General features: G+C 66.4%; 17 protein-coding genes. 3 read left to right on the forward strand and 14 right to left on the reverse strand.

The features are described from left to right. Window positions 1–92: 92 nt before the first annotated feature. Both ACREB7_RS06720 and ACREB7_RS06725 read left to right on the forward strand, forming a co-directional pair. Window positions 93–827: a response regulator gene (locus tag ACREB7_RS06720; protein WP_431591522.1), complete on the forward strand. Its 735-nt coding sequence runs from the start codon at window positions 93–95 to the stop codon at window positions 825–827. Next, entirely contained in the window at window positions 824–2,185 is a 1,362-nt protein-coding gene (locus tag ACREB7_RS06725; RefSeq protein WP_431591523.1) for a sensor histidine kinase, read from the forward strand. Before ACREB7_RS06720 ends, ACREB7_RS06725 begins: the two co-directional genes overlap by 4 nt. Here the strand turns inward: ACREB7_RS06725 and ACREB7_RS06730 are convergent. The 9 genes from ACREB7_RS06730 to ACREB7_RS06770 all read right to left on the reverse strand — a co-directional run bounded on the left by ACREB7_RS06730 (window position 2,176) and on the right by ACREB7_RS06770 (window position 8,018). Beyond that, window positions 2,176–2,976: an acyl-CoA thioesterase gene (locus ACREB7_RS06730; RefSeq protein WP_431591524.1), complete on the reverse strand. Its 801-nt coding sequence runs from the start codon at window positions 2,974–2,976 to the stop codon at window positions 2,176–2,178. The two genes, ACREB7_RS06725 and ACREB7_RS06730, sit on opposite strands and share 10 nt — an antisense overlap. A 7-nt stretch (window positions 2,977–2,983) precedes the next feature. Continuing rightward, on the reverse strand, window positions 2,984–4,156 hold the full coding sequence (locus tag ACREB7_RS06735; protein ID WP_431591525.1) for a saccharopine dehydrogenase family protein: 1,173 nt from the start codon (window positions 4,154–4,156) through the stop codon (window positions 2,984–2,986). A 70-nt stretch (window positions 4,157–4,226) separates the two neighbouring features. Then, entirely contained in the window at window positions 4,227–4,739 is a 513-nt protein-coding gene (locus ACREB7_RS06740) for a DoxX family protein (RefSeq protein WP_431591526.1), read from the reverse strand. A gap of 84 nt (window positions 4,740–4,823) precedes the next feature. Continuing rightward, the gene (locus ACREB7_RS06745) at window positions 4,824–4,976 is read right to left on the reverse strand and encodes a hypothetical protein (protein WP_431591527.1); all 153 of its coding nucleotides are present in this window, start codon (window positions 4,974–4,976) and stop codon (window positions 4,824–4,826) included. A 185-nt stretch (window positions 4,977–5,161) separates the two neighbouring features. Continuing rightward, the gene (locus tag ACREB7_RS06750) at window positions 5,162–5,650 is read right to left on the reverse strand and encodes a hypothetical protein (RefSeq protein WP_431591528.1); all 489 of its coding nucleotides are present in this window, start codon (window positions 5,648–5,650) and stop codon (window positions 5,162–5,164) included. 61 nt (window positions 5,651–5,711) lie between these two features. Then, complete coding sequence (gene dcd / locus ACREB7_RS06755; protein ID WP_056350559.1) at window positions 5,712–6,266, reverse strand: dCTP deaminase; 555 nt, start codon at window positions 6,264–6,266, stop codon at window positions 5,712–5,714. Window positions 6,267–6,304: 38 nt separating this feature from the next. Continuing rightward, a complete protein-coding gene (locus ACREB7_RS06760) occupies window positions 6,305–6,760 on the reverse strand; it encodes a cytidine deaminase (RefSeq protein WP_431591529.1) in 456 nt (151 codons plus the stop codon). Next, entirely contained in the window at window positions 6,757–7,518 is a 762-nt protein-coding gene (locus ACREB7_RS06765) for a glycoside hydrolase family 25 protein (protein WP_431591530.1), read from the reverse strand. The genes ACREB7_RS06760 and ACREB7_RS06765 overlap by 4 nt, the downstream gene beginning before the upstream one ends. A 2-nt stretch (window positions 7,519–7,520) precedes the next feature. Next, window positions 7,521–8,018: a UPF0262 family protein gene (locus tag ACREB7_RS06770; protein ID WP_431591531.1), complete on the reverse strand. Its 498-nt coding sequence runs from the start codon at window positions 8,016–8,018 to the stop codon at window positions 7,521–7,523. Window positions 8,019–8,147: 129 nt separating this feature from the next. Here ACREB7_RS06770 and ACREB7_RS06775 point away from each other — a divergent pair, with 129 nt between their 5' ends. Beyond that, entirely contained in the window at window positions 8,148–9,659 is a 1,512-nt protein-coding gene (locus tag ACREB7_RS06775) for a replicative DNA helicase (RefSeq protein ID WP_431591532.1), read from the forward strand. A 3-nt stretch (window positions 9,660–9,662) separates the two neighbouring features. Here ACREB7_RS06775 and ACREB7_RS06780 read toward each other — a convergent pair whose 3' ends face one another. The 5 genes from ACREB7_RS06780 to cobA are packed head-to-tail and all read right to left on the reverse strand — an operon-like array spanning window position 9,663 to window position 13,591. Then, window positions 9,663–10,454: a phosphoadenylyl-sulfate reductase gene (locus tag ACREB7_RS06780; RefSeq protein WP_431591533.1), complete on the reverse strand. Its 792-nt coding sequence runs from the start codon at window positions 10,452–10,454 to the stop codon at window positions 9,663–9,665. After that, on the reverse strand, window positions 10,447–10,875 hold the full coding sequence (locus tag ACREB7_RS06785; protein WP_431591534.1) for a DUF934 domain-containing protein: 429 nt from the start codon (window positions 10,873–10,875) through the stop codon (window positions 10,447–10,449). The genes ACREB7_RS06780 and ACREB7_RS06785 overlap by 8 nt, the downstream gene beginning before the upstream one ends. Beyond that, a complete protein-coding gene (locus tag ACREB7_RS06790) occupies window positions 10,868–12,502 on the reverse strand; it encodes a nitrite/sulfite reductase (protein WP_431591535.1) in 1,635 nt (544 codons plus the stop codon). Before ACREB7_RS06790 ends, ACREB7_RS06785 begins: the two co-directional genes overlap by 8 nt. Window position 12,503: 1 nt before the next feature. Continuing rightward, a complete protein-coding gene (locus ACREB7_RS06795; protein WP_431591536.1) occupies window positions 12,504–12,800 on the reverse strand; it encodes a DUF2849 domain-containing protein in 297 nt (98 codons plus the stop codon). Beyond that, entirely contained in the window at window positions 12,788–13,591 is an 804-nt protein-coding gene (cobA, locus tag ACREB7_RS06800; RefSeq protein WP_431591537.1) for a uroporphyrinogen-III C-methyltransferase, read from the reverse strand. Before cobA ends, ACREB7_RS06795 begins: the two co-directional genes overlap by 13 nt. Window positions 13,592–13,728: the final 137 nt, after the last annotated feature.

Below are 13,728 nucleotides of genomic sequence, written 5' to 3' on the forward strand. Positions count from 1 at the left end.
CCCTGGCATTGCCTTTGCCGCTGGTCCCTGCCAGCTATCGCCCACCGGTCCCCGCGACCGGTGGGCGAACTATTGGCAGGATCGATATTCCGATGAGTGACAGCGACGCCCCCCGCATCCTGCTGATCGACGACGAGCCGTCGATCCGCGAACCGCTGACCGACTATCTGTCGGCGCAGGGGTTCGTGGTGACCGATGCCGCGAACGCCGCCGAGGCGCGGTCGGTGCTGCGCGCGCAGAGCATCGACCTCGTCGTCAGCGACATTATGATGCCGGGCGAGGACGGCCTGTCGCTGACTCGCCATCTGCGCGAGACGAGCAGCATCCCCGTCATCCTGCTCACCGCGCGCGCCGAGGATACCGAACGGATCATCGGGCTGGAGATCGGCGCCGACGATTATGTCGTCAAACCCTTCAACCCCCGCGAGCTGGTCGCGCGCATCCGCACCGTGCTGCGCCGGACGCAGGCGGGCGGGCGGGCGCTCGATCCGGGCGGGGCGAGCTATGCCTTCGGTCCCTGGGTGCTGCGTGACGTCGAGCGCATCCTCGTCGACGCCGACGGCGCCGAAGTCGCGCTGTCGTCGGGCGAATATCATCTGCTCCAGGCGCTCGTCCGGCATCCGCGGCAGGTGATGAGCCGCGACCGGCTGCTCGACTTGGTGCGCGGGCGCGAGGCCGATATCTTCGATCGGGCGATCGACAATCTGATCAGCCGGCTGCGCAAGAAGATCGAGGAGGACCCTGCGCATCCCCAGCTCGTCAAGACCGTGTGGGGCGGGGGCTATACGCTCGCCTGCGAGGTCAAGCGGCTCGGCGGCGCGGCGTGACCGTGCGGCTCTGGCCCCGCAGTCTGGTCGGCCAGCTCGTGCTCGCCGTTGCCGTGGCGCTGTTCGTCGCGCAGGCGATCAACTTCGTGCTGCTCGTGCGCGGCCAGCGCGAACAGGCCTATGCCAATGGCGGCGGCATGGCGGTGGCGCGCATCATCGACGCGCTCGACCGCGACCGGCGCGGTCTGGCCGAGCCCGGCGAGGAACCGCCCGATCACCCCCGGCTGCGAAAACTTCCGCGTGCCCAGATTCTCGACCGGCAATTTTCTCCTCGAACCGGCCAAGCCCATAGCGACCCCGATCTCGCCGCGCATATCTCGGACCGGCTGGAGGATGCGGGCCTTCACCCGCAAAGCGTCAGCGTCTGGATCCTGCCGCAACGGCGCGAGGCGGCCGGGGTGCGCGGGCCCGGACGGACGGTCGCCGTATCGGCGAAGATCGACGGGCGCTTCATCGTGGTGCGGACCTGGCTTCCCGCCGACGGCAAACGGCTGAAAGGTTTCCTGATCTGGCAGACGCTGTCGCTCTATCTGCTGATCCTCGCGCCGGTGCTGTTGATCGCCTGGCGCGCGGCGCGGCCGCTGCGCACGTTGACGCAGGCGGTGCGGCGCGACCCGATGGGCGACGGGCCGCCGCTGGTCGAGGAGGGGCCGTCCGACGTGCGCGACGTGATCGGCGCCTTCAACGCCTCGCGCGCCCGGATCGGGACGATGCTCGCCGACAAGGACCGGATGCTCGGTGCGGTCGGTCACGACCTGCGCACCCCGCTCGCCAGCCTGCGGGTGCGGGTCGAGGCGGTCGCCGACGAGACGCTGCGCGACAAGATGATCGCGACGATCGACGAAATGACCGCGATGCTCGCCGACATCCTCGCCGTCGCGCGCAGCGGCGCGGGCAAGGAGGCGGCCGAAAGCTATGACGTCGCGACCCTGCTCGCGCAGATGGGCGAGGAATATCGCACGATGGGTAAGCCGGTGACGGGCCCCGACGCGTTGCCGCCGCTGCCCGCGCTCAGCGGCCGGCCGCTGCTCGTGCGCCGCGCGCTGCGCAATCTGATCGACAATGCGCTGGCCTATGCGGGCAGCGCAACCTTGCTCGTCGAGCGGGCCGGCGGCGCATTGCGGCTGGTCGTGCGCGACGATGGTCCGGGGATCGACCCGGCGCTGATCGCCGATCTCGTCGAGCCCTTTGCGCGCGGCGAGGCGTCGCGCAACCGCGCCACCGGAGGCGCGGGGCTGGGCCTCGCGATCGCCAATGCGCTGGCCGAGGGCGAGGGCGGGCGGCTGGTGATCGCCAACCGCAGCGATGTGCCGGGGCTGGACGCGGCGATCATCTTGCCGACCACGGCTCAGGCGTAAATCGCGATCCCCTGGCTGCCGCTCATCACCGGTTCGCCGGCGCGGTTCCAGATCATCATGTCCTGCACCGAAAAACCGCCGCGCGCGAAGCCGGTCTTCGCGGACAACAGCCACCAACCGTCGTCGGTCTCGGGCTTGCCGGTCAGCATGTTGACCGTCCAGTTCATCGAGCTGATCGGACCGAATTCGGTGAACAGCGCCATCGCGGCGGGGGGCAGGGCGTCGCCCATCGCGAGCAAGGCGACCGCAGGGTGGCAGGCGGGTTCCTCGACGAAGCGCACCCAGGTCAGATAGTCGCCGACGTCGCTTTTCCAGTTGAAGCGCGGGCCGGTCGTCGGGCGCATGTCGAAATGGCGCACGAAGCTGGGGCGCGCCTTGTGGTCGGGCACCGGCTGCAGACTCTCGGGCGCGGACGCATCGGGCATCGTCAGGCTGTTGTGGTCGAGATGGCTTTGCCGGTCGCCCGAAAAGGCGAAGGTCGCGGCGGTGCCGAAACCCATGTCGCTCGACACCCCGGCATCGACGAACAGCGAGGATTTCGACTGGCGCAGCACGCGGGTGTCGACGGTGCAATCGCCGCCGACCGGACCGACGAAGCTGATCTGCGCATAGCGCAGCGGCGTCTCGGTCGGGTGCAGCGCCATCGCGCCCGCAAGCGCGACCGCCGAGCTGATCCCGCCATAGGCGGTGCGGCCCTGCATCCAGCCGTCGTCGATATGCGCCTTGGCTACGCCCTCTTCGGTGCGCAACGTCGAAAGCAGCGCGTCGAGCGCGCTGGGGGAGGTCGTCATTCTGGTCTTATTCCTCTAGTCGGAAGGTCAGTCCGGCGTTGGCGGTCAGTCGGTCGATCAGTGCCTCGCCGAGCAAGGCGCCGGGCGTCCACACCCCGCCATCGCCCTTGTTCGCGAGGAGTGCGATGCCGGTCTCCGCCAGCATCTTCGACGTCGAGCCATAGCCCGGATCGCGGTCGCCCTGCACGCTGGCGCGGATCGCCGTGCCGTCGGGATATTCGCCGATGAAGAGAATGTCGTAAAAACCGTTCTCGCGCTCTTCCTTGCTCGGCCCTTCGCCGGGCTGCAGCTTGGATTCGCCGAACGGGTTCGCCTTGGCGATCGCTTCGGCCATCGCTTTGCCGGCGTCGCCGATCGTCGTCATCATCATCTCGTCATAGACGAGGTCGGCGCCCCAGGCATGGCCGAGCAGGAAGTTGGTGCGGTGCACGTTCTTGGTGTTGATCGTCGCCATCACGAAGGGGGCGGTCCAGGTGCCGGTCGCGCCGTCATATTCGGGAATCAAGCCGCTCGGCTGCGACGGCCCGTCGAAACCGGGGGTGAGTGCGAAGGAGGATTTGAGCAGCAGCGCCAGCGATGGCTTTTTCGCCACCGCCTTGATCGTTTCGGTCAGGCTGGCGATCGTGCCGCCCGATGCGCCGCCCGCCATCTTGCGGACGCGGCCCTTCACGCGCGGCGCGGGTTTGCCGTGGCGCTTCACCGCTTCGGCCTGCAGGAACAATACGCCGAGGTCGAAGGGGATCGAATCGAAACCACAGCTGAAGGTGATGCGCGCGCCCGACGCCTTGGCGGCGTCCTGATGCTCGTCGATCATCTCGCGCATCCAGCCGGGTTCGCCGCACAGGTCGGCATAGGCGGTGCCCGCCTTGACGCACGCCGCGACGACGTCGCTGCCGTAAAGCTGGTAGGGGCCGACGGTGGTGAGCACGACCTGCGTGCGCGCCGCCATCGCGTCGAGACTGGCCAGGTCGCTGGCATCGGCAACGACAAGCGGGGTGTCTTTGGGCGCGCCGATCAGGTCGCGCACCTCGGCCAGCTTGTCGGCGCTGCGGCCCGCCATCGCCCATCGGGGCGCGTCGGCGCGGTCGCCATAATGCTGGACCAGATATTCGGCGACGAGGCGACCGGTGAAGCCGGTCGCGCCATAAACGATGATGTCGAACTCGCGTTCGCCGGCCATGACACCCTCCCTTTACGTAAACGTTAAGTGAAGGCTAGCGCAGGCTGGCGGCCTTGCCAAGCGAAAGGCGTCAGCGGCGCCAGAAGGGACGCTTCGCCACCGCGACCGGCGCATCGACCGCCTCGGCGCGCCCTTCGGCGCGGGCGGCGCGCAGCTCGGCTTCGGTCAGGCGGCGTTTGGCATCGTGCTTCGCCAGTTCGTCGCGTCGCCGCTGGCGCAGCGCGTCATAGCTCCAGCGCGTGTGGCCATAGCCGAACAGGCAGAGCAGCCCGCCCGCGATCGCCAGATTCTTCATCGCCGCCATCGCCTGCATCGGGTCGGTGAAATCGCGATGGAAGAACAATATGGTGAGCAGGACGAACCCGGCCAGCAGGATAGCGATCAACCGCGTTGCGATGCCGAGCGCGATGCACACGCCCGCGATCAGTTCGAACAGCCCGGTCGGGATCGCCAGCCCGGCGGGCAGGCCGACGGCCGAAATCATCGCATTGGTGTCGGCAACATGGATCAGTTTGTTGATCCCCGACACGATAAAAATCACGGCGATAAACAGGCGGCCGATAAAGACGGCAATCATGGACATGGGTCATCCTCCACTCAGCGCCCCGTCCGCTTGTGCAGACAGGACGCGCGGGAGGCGGGGAGGTTCCGGGATCAGGTCCGGGCGTCAGGACAGGTCGTAGATGACGTCGTCGACATCGCCATTCTTCTCGCCGCTGCCGCCGCCGGTGCGGCGGACGGGAATGATGTTGCGCAACTGCGGTGCCGACCAGCTTTTGCGCGGGTGGCCTGCGTCGTCGATATCGCGTCGATCCATCATGTCACCAACCCCTCCAGGACCCCGGAAATATGCGGGATCGGCGCGCTTTGGTCAAGAAACCGCAACGAGCGTCAGGTCGTTGATTCTGTGGTCGTCGCAAGCGACGATGCGCCGTGACAGCGTTATGACGTCTTGCTCCCATCGCAAGGTCGAGATGGCGGTCACGCTCCGCAATCTGCCCGCCGTCAGGGCAATTCCTGCCAGGCCCCGGCGGCTCCAGCACCGTCGACCACGCGAAAGCGCCTCGGGGTGCTATGGACATCGACCTGCCAGATTTGCGCGGGTTTCTTCCACGCGCCGGCGATGAAGACGGGCGCGGTCTGCTGGGCGGCGAATTGTATATCCTCGGCGTCGGGCGCCGCCTTCTTGGCGGCATTTTTGGTGCGGGCGCGCACGATCGCCAGCGCATTGCTGTCGAGCGGCATCCGCGCGTCCTGGCTCGCGACGGCTGCGAAGCCGGTGAGCACCACCGCTCCGCTGGCGTTGCGACCCAGGATGATCACCATGTCGGTTCCGCCGCCCGGCGCGCCGCGCATCAGCGTGATGTCGGCAAAGCTGCGCACGCTCTTGATCAGTACAGCGTCGGATTCGGCGATTGACGGTTGGGCGGCGTCCTGTGCCACGGCCGCACCGCCCAGCAGCGCCAGTCCGGCCCATGCGAGATGACGGATCATCTATTCCTCCCCAATCCCTGTTTGCCTCAGCCTGACGGGTCTGGGCGGCGAAGGGAAGACCCTATAGCTTCGGCAGCGTCACGCCCTTCTGCCCCATATATTTGCCCGCGCGGTCGGCATAGCTGATCTCGCACGGCTCATTGCCCTGCAGGAACAGGAACTGGCACGCGCCCTCATTGGCATAGATTTTGGCGGGCAGGGGGGTGGTGTTCGAAAACTCCAGCGTCACATGCCCTTCCCAACCGGGCTCGAGCGGGGTGACGTTGACGATGATGCCGCAGCGCGCATAGGTCGATTTGCCGAGGCAGATCACCAGCACATCGCGCGGAATGCGGAAATATTCGACCGTGCGCGCGAGCGCGAAGCTGTTCGGCGGAATGATGCAGACGTCGGTTTCGCGGTCGACGAAATTCTTGGGGTCGAAATCCTTGGGGTCGACGATCGTGCTGTCGACATTGGTGAAGATCTTGAATTCGGGCGCGACCCGCGCGTCATAGCCGTAAGAGGAGAGGCCATAACTGATGCACCCGTCGCGGCGCTGCGCCTCGACGAACGGTTCGATCATGCCCTGCGTTTGGGCGGCTTCGCGAATCCAGCGGTCGGAAAGAATGGCCATGCCGCCGTCATGTCGGCGCGCCGCGTTTTGCGCAAGCGTCAGTCGCGAACGAAGCCCAGATCCTTCGGACCAAAGCTGTGCGGCAGCAATTCGCTGAGCTTGTAGCTCGCCACCGCGCTGCCGTCGCCCGACGCGCAATGGACGGCGATATCGGTCGACGATTGTTCGGCGGCTTCGTTCAGGATCTGGCGGCACCGCCCGCATGGATGCACCGGATCGCTGCCGAGCAGCGTATCGCCCTCGGGCCGTCCGCCGACAATCGCCACCGCGACAAGCTGGTCGATCCACCCCTCGTTGGCGATCTTGGCGACCGCCGATGTTTCGGCGCAGAGCGTCAGCCCATAGCTCGCATTCTCGACATTGGCGCCGGTCACCACGCTGCCGTCCTTGAGCAGCAGCGCCGCACCGACATGAAAACCCGAATAAGGCGCATAGGCCCGGCTTGCGGCGTCGCGCGCGGCGTCGATCAGGCCATCGACAATCTCGTCGCTCATTTTATGTCTCCGTCAGGGCGCACGACGTTCCAGCCGACGGTGCCGTCGGCGCCCGATATGCGCATATAGTCGTTCGCCTGCCACATCGCCCAGGGGTGGGCGCCATAATCGGGCGCGAAGAAGTCGCGGCGCAGCCAGGCGGTGCGGGCGATGCCGTTCGTCACATGATAATCGGCTTCGAAGGCCGGGCTGGGGGCGACCAGGCTCGGCTTGCCCATATGCGCCTCGATCTGTGCGAGGAAGGTCGCCAGTTCGGACAGCAGCAGCGCGCGGGTCGGCCGGTCGGGGCAGCGGTCGTCATAGTCGAGCCACACCGCAGCAGGCAACGCGTCGGCCTGGCGCGGCACATGGCGGATGAAATTCGCCGCCTGATCGGTGGCGAGGCGGCAGAGGTCGTAGCGATGGATCGGGCCGAACTGGACGCCCGCCGCCGCCGCGCCCTTGATATTGCGCGCGAACATCGGGTCGGCGCGGTCGGCGCCGTTCGTCGCGACGATATAGGCGAAATCGGCCCCCGCCGCCTTGATCGATCCCCAATGAACCTGGCCGTTGGTCGCGTCGATCGTCACCCCCTGCCAGGGATATTGGTCGCGCGCCGGCGCCCAGCGCGCCGCCCACCACAGCGCAAGGCCGACCGCGAGCAGGATCAGCAGCAGCAGCGCGCCGGTGCGTTTCAGCAGGCGCAGCAGGGCGCCGCGCCAGTCGCGCTTCGGCTTGGCCGGACCTTTCCCGCCGCTTTTGATCGCCCTCGTCGCCATCGTCAGCCCTTGATGTGCAGCACGCAGATCAGCGTGAACAGCCGCCGCGCGGTGTCGAAATCGACCGCGATCTTGCCGTCCAGCCGGTCCATCAGCATTTCGGCCGCCTCATTATGCAGCCCGCGCCGCGCCATGTCGACGGTCTCGATCTGCTGCGCGGTCGAGGTCTTGATCGCCTGGTAATAGCTATCGCAGATCGCAAAATAGTCGCGGATCGGGCGGCGAAAGCGCCCGAGACCCAGGATGATCGCCTCGAGCGGCGAGCCGTCCTCGCGCGCGATCTCGAAGATCAGCCGGCCTTCCTCGACGCGCAGGGTCAGCCGGTACGGGCCCGCATAACCATCGGCATGGCCGCGCTGCGGCACGAATTTATTGTCCTCGATCAGATCGAAGATCGCGACGCGCCGCTCCTGCTCGACATCGGCGTTGCGCCAGACGATCGAGCCTTCGTCGAGCTCGATCGAAATGATGCGTTGTTGGGAAGGGTCGGCGTCGGTCATGCTGTCCGTGCTTCTACTTGGCCGCGCCTGAAGGGCAAGCGGGGACTTATGCACAGCAATCCCCAATTATGATATGCCGGGTCAACTCGTCGGTTGCGCTGCTTCGGGCATCGACGCATGAGGATGGCCATGCCTGAACTCGCCCTCATTCCGGCCTCGGCTTCGCCCGGGGATGAACGCCAATTGCCGCGCAATATCGAGGCGGAAGCGGCGTTTCTCGGCGCGATCCTGATCGACAACCGAGTCGTCGAGGATCTGCCCGTCGCGCTGACCCCCGATCATTTCTTCGAGCCGCTGCACGGCCGCATCTTTCAGCACACGATGGCGCTGATCGAGCGCAACAGCATCGCCACCCCGGTGACGCTCAAGCCGTTTTTTGAGGCCGACGAGGCGATGAAGGCGGTCGGCGGTCCGGGCTATCTGGCGCAGCTCACCGGCAGCGGCGCCGGGCTGATCGGCGCGCGCGACTTCGCGCGGCAGATTTTCGACCTCGCGCTGCTCCGCGAACTGGTCGGCGTCGGCCGCGTCCTCGTCGACAACGCCCTCGACACCAGCGAACGCGTCGACCCGCAATCGCAGATCGAGGAGGCCGAAACCGCGCTCTATCGCGTCGCCGGGGGCGAGGCCGAGATGGGGACGGTCAAGAGCTTCAGCCAGGCCAGCCTCGTCGCGCTGCAGGCGGCCGAACGCGCGCTCAATTCGGGCGGCCATCTGTCGGGGATCACCACCGGGATCAGCAGCATGAACGCCAAGATCGGCGGCATGCACAACAGCGATTTGATGATCCTCGCGGGGCGTCCGGGCATGGGCAAGACCTCGCTCGCGACCAACATCGCCTATAATGCCGCCGAACGCTGGCGCCGCGACGAGGATGACCAGATCCCGCCCGAGAAGAATATGGGTGCCAAGGTCGCCTTCTTCAGCCTTGAAATGTCCGCCGACCAGCTCGCGACCCGCGTCCTGGCCGAACAATCGGGGGTGTCGGGCGAAGCGCTGCGCATGGGCAAGATCAGCAAGGACCAGTTCCAGCAACTCAGCCGCGCCGCGCAGACGCTCCAGACCCTGCCGCTGTATATCGACGATACGCCCGGCCTCACGATCGCCGGCCTGCGCACCCGCGCGCGGCGTCTGCAGCGGCGGCACGGCATCGGCTTCATCATCGTCGACTATCTCCAGCTCCTCCAGGGATCGTCGAAAAGCGGCGACAACCGCGTCCAGGAAATTTCGGAAATTTCGCGCGGGCTCAAGACCTTGGCGAAGGAACTCAATGTTCCCGTGATGGCGCTGTCGCAGCTCAGCCGTCAGGTCGAAAGCCGCGAGGACAAGCGCCCGCAGCTCTCCGACCTTCGCGAATCGGGCTCGATCGAACAGGACGCCGACATGGTGCTCTTCGTGTTCCGCGAGGATTATTATGTCGCGGCGCGCGAACCCAAACGCCCGGTCGAGGGCGACGATGTCAAAATCCATGCCCAGCACGAGGAATGGGCCGCCGAAATGGAGCGCGTCTTCGGCCTCGCCGAAGTCATCGTGGCGAAATCGCGCCACGGCTCGACCGGCAAGATCCGCCTGCACTTCGAGGCGAAATCGACCAAGTTCAGCGACCTCGCCGACGACAGCCAGGCCTATGAGGATTATGAATAGGCGTCAGAACGCCGGGTCGTTCGCCGGATTGTCGTCGATCGGCGTCACTTCGGTGTGGATGCCGCATTCGGTCTTGTCCCAGCCGCGCCAGCGGCCCGAGCGCGGGTCTTCGCCGGGCAGCACCTTCGACGTGCATGGCGAACAGCCGATCGACGGATAACCCTCGGCCTCCAGCGGATGGCGCGGCAGGTCGTGCGTCTCGAAATAGGCGTCGAGGTCGTCGCGCGACCAGTTGGCGAGCGGGTTGAACTTCAACCGGCCGGTCGAACCGTCGAGCTCGAAGCGCGGCAGGCCGGTGCGCGTCGCCGACTGGAACCCCTTGCGCCCGGTGATCGACGTATCGAAATGCGTCATCGCCTTTTCGAGCGGCTTGACCTTGCGGATCTCGCAGCAGCCGTCGGGGTCATAGGACCAGCGCAGCTCGGTCGCGTCCTTCTTGGCCAGATCCTCGGGATCAGGGGTCAGGTTGACGAGGTTGAGACCCAGCCGAGCCGCCAGCTCGTCGCGATAGGCCAGCGTTTCGGGGAAATGCTTGCCGGTGTCGAGGAACAGCACCGGCATGTCGGGCGCCGCCCGGCTCACCAGGTGCAGCAACACCGCGCTTTCGGCGCCAAAGCTGGAGACGATCGCGCTGTCGCCGAGCAGCCCGGCGCCGATCACGCTCGTCACCACCTCGGCGGCGTCCTGGCCGCGGAACAGATTGTTCAGCCGGATGACGTCGGCCTGCGTGAAACGCGGCGCGACGTCGATCCGGTCGCGCGAGCGATCGTCGGGAGCGTTCTTCACCTCAGCCATGCCTCAGCTTCCAGATCGGCACCGCATCGTCGGTCGCGTCCTGATAGACATTGCCATAGCGGTTGAGCGCCGCCTCGACGTCGTCGGGGTTGAGCACGTGCTGCGAGGCAAAGCTGTCGAAGCCGCAGCGGCGCATGAAGAAGAGCAGGTCGATCAGCACATCGCCCTCGGCGCGCAGCTCGCCCGTGTAGCCGGCTTCGCGCAGGATGCGCGCGCTCGAGAAACCGCGCCCGTCGCGAAAACGCGGGAAGGCGATTTCGATGAGCTGCAACTGGTCGAGATAGGGGACGAGCAGGCGCACATCGTCGCCCGCCTCGACGCGCACGGCGCTGGCGCCGCCCGGCTGCTCGATGAAGCTGTCGAGCGTGATCGCCGGTTCTTCGTGCGGCGCGTCGTCGCGGTAACGGAAGGTATCAGCCATAGATGGCCTCCTTGAATGCGTCGAGGCCAACGCGGCGATAGGTATCGAGGAAACGCTCGCCGGGCTCGCGAATTTCGCGATAGCGCTCGACGGTGCGCTCGACGGCGTCGACGATGCCGGCCTCATCGAAGCCGGGGCCGGTGATCTTGGCCTGCGACGTGTCCTCCGCGCCCGATCCGCCGAGCAGCAGCTGGTAGTTTTCGGTGCCCTTGCGGTCGACCCCGAGGATGCCGATCTGCCCCGCGTGGTGGTGACCGCACGCGTTGATGCACCCCGAAATCTTGATCTTGAGCTCGCCGATGTCGAGCTGGCGCTCCATATTCTCGAAGCGTTCGGCGATCTTCTGCGCGATCGGGATCGAGCGCGCATTGGCGAGGCTGCAATAATCGAGCCCCGGGCACGCGATGATGTCGGTGATCAGGTCGAGATTGGCATCGGCGAGCCCCGCCGCCTCGAGCGCCTGCCACACCGCATAGAGATCGGCCTTGCGGACGTGCGGCAGCACCAAATTCTGCGCATGCGTCGCGCGCACATCGTCGAAGCTGTAACGTTCGGCGAGGTCGGCGACGATATCCATCTGCTCCGCCGAAATGTCGCCCGCGATGCCGCGGATCGGCTTAAGGCTGATGTTGGCGATCGCATAGCCCGGCGCCTTGTGCGCCACGACCTGCTGATCGACCCACAAAGCGAAGGCCGGGTCCGATCGGTCGATGTCGTCCGACAGGCCGGTTTCAAAGGGCGGCGGCGCGAAATATTCCGCGATGCGGTCATATTCGGCCTGCGGGAAATCGGTGCCGAGCGCGAGGAAGGTCTGGAACTCTTCCTCGACCTGGCGACGAAACTCCACCTCGCCCAGTTCGTGGACGAGGATTTTCATCCGCTGCTTGTGGATATTGTCGCGCCGCGCGTGGAGGTTCCAGATGCGCAGGATCGCCTGCAGGTACGAGAAGATCTGTTGCGCGGGCAGGAAGTCGCGGATCTGATAGGCGATGAAGGGCGTGCGGCCCATGCCGCCACCGGCATAGACTTCAAAGCCTTCCTCGCCCGCCGCGTTGCGGACGATGCGCAGTGCGCAATCATGCCAGCGCAGCGCCGCGCGATCTTCCTTCGACGAGATCACCGCGATCTTGAACTTGCGCGGCAGATAGCTGAATTCGGGATGGAAGGTCGTCGCCTGACGCAGCAATTCGGCCCAAGGACGCGGATCGCAAATCTCGTCGGCGGCGGCGCCGGCATATTGGTCGGCCGAAATATTGCGGATGCTTTCGCCGCTCGTCTGGATCGCGTGCATCTCGACCGTCGCCAGCTCGGCGAGGATGTCGGGCGCCTCTTCCAGCTTGATCCAGTTATACTGGATATTCTGGCGCGTCGTGAAATGGCCGTAACCGCGGTCATAGGTGCGCGCGATATGCGCCAGCTTGCGCATCTGCTCCGAATTGAACGTGCCATAGGGAATGGCGACGCGCAGCATATAGGCGTGGAGCTGCAGATAGAGACCGTTCTTCAGCCGCAGCGGCTTGAACTGGTCGTCGTTCAGCTGGCCTTCGATGCGGCGGCGCGTCTGGTCGCGGAATTCCTCGACGCGGGCGTCGACCATGGCCTGGTCATATTGGTCGTATCGATACATGTCAGATCACCCAGTTGCCGACGTCGGGGTCGGCCGGTTTCAGCGTCAGGTCGGGGCGCACGGTGGGGCCCAGGGCGCGGATGCGGTCCTTGATATGCGCGGGGCGCGGGCCGTCGGCGGTCGCCTCGGCGGCGATGAGGCCGCCGCCATTGACGCGCCGCGCCGCTTCCTCTTCGGCGAGGATGCGTTCGCCGGCGTCGCCGACATCGACCGCATCCTCGACATGGATCGACCAGTCCTGACCGGTCCACCAGATGACAGCGCCCGTTTTCAGGTCGTTGCCGGTTAAAAGTCGCATGAGATTTCCTTTGCAACATGGGCGAGCGCCGGCGTCCCGAGGCAGTCGAGCGCGTCGGCGCGCGCCGCGACCTTGCCGACGATGATGAGTGCGGGGCTGGCGACCCGTTCGCGAATGACGAGGTCGCCCAGATCGGTGAGCAGGGTGCGCAGCACGCGGGCATCCTTGGTCGTGCCACGCTCGACGACCGCGACCGGCAGGTCGGGCGACACGCCGTCGGCGATCAGCTTGTCGGCGATCGCGCTGGCGGTCGCGAGACCCATGTAAATGACCAGCGTGCGGCCATGCCCGGCCAGCCCCGACCAGTCCTGGTCGCTCAGATCCTTGCACTGGCCCGCGACGAAGCTGACCGCGCTCGCATCCTCGCGGTGGGTCAGGGGCAGGCCCGCCTGTGCGGCGCAGCCCGCTGCGGCGGTGATGCCGGGGACGACTTCGCAGGCGACACCGGCCTCGCGCGCCGCGTCGAGTTCCTCGCCGCCGCGCCCGAAGATGAAGGGATCGCCGCCCTTCAGCCGCACCACCTGCTTGCCGGACAGCGTTTCGCGGACGAGCAGGGCGTTGATCGCGTCCTGCTTCATCGTGTGGCGGCTGCGCTGCTTGGCGACCGAAATCCGCGCGACATGCGGGGGGATCAGCGCGAGCACGCCGTCGCCGACCAGCCCGTCATGGACGACGAGGTCGGCGCTGGCGAGCAACCGTGCGGCGCGCAACGTCAACAGGTCGGGATCGCCGGGGCCGGCGCCGACCAGCCACAGCTTGCCCGGCTGGGAAGAGGAGGGGGCATTTTCCATGCAGCGTAGATGGTCGCGTCGCGCCGGAAGCGCAAAACAGGCTTTGTTGACGGGGGTGTAGGTAAAATTGCCCGCCAGCATCGTCAGCCCGGACTTGATCCGGGGTCCCGCTTTTCCATCATTGCTAAGCGGGACCC

This window comes from Sphingopyxis sp. (assembly GCF_050725615.1).
Lineage (GTDB): Bacteria > Pseudomonadota > Alphaproteobacteria > Sphingomonadales > Sphingomonadaceae > Sphingopyxis.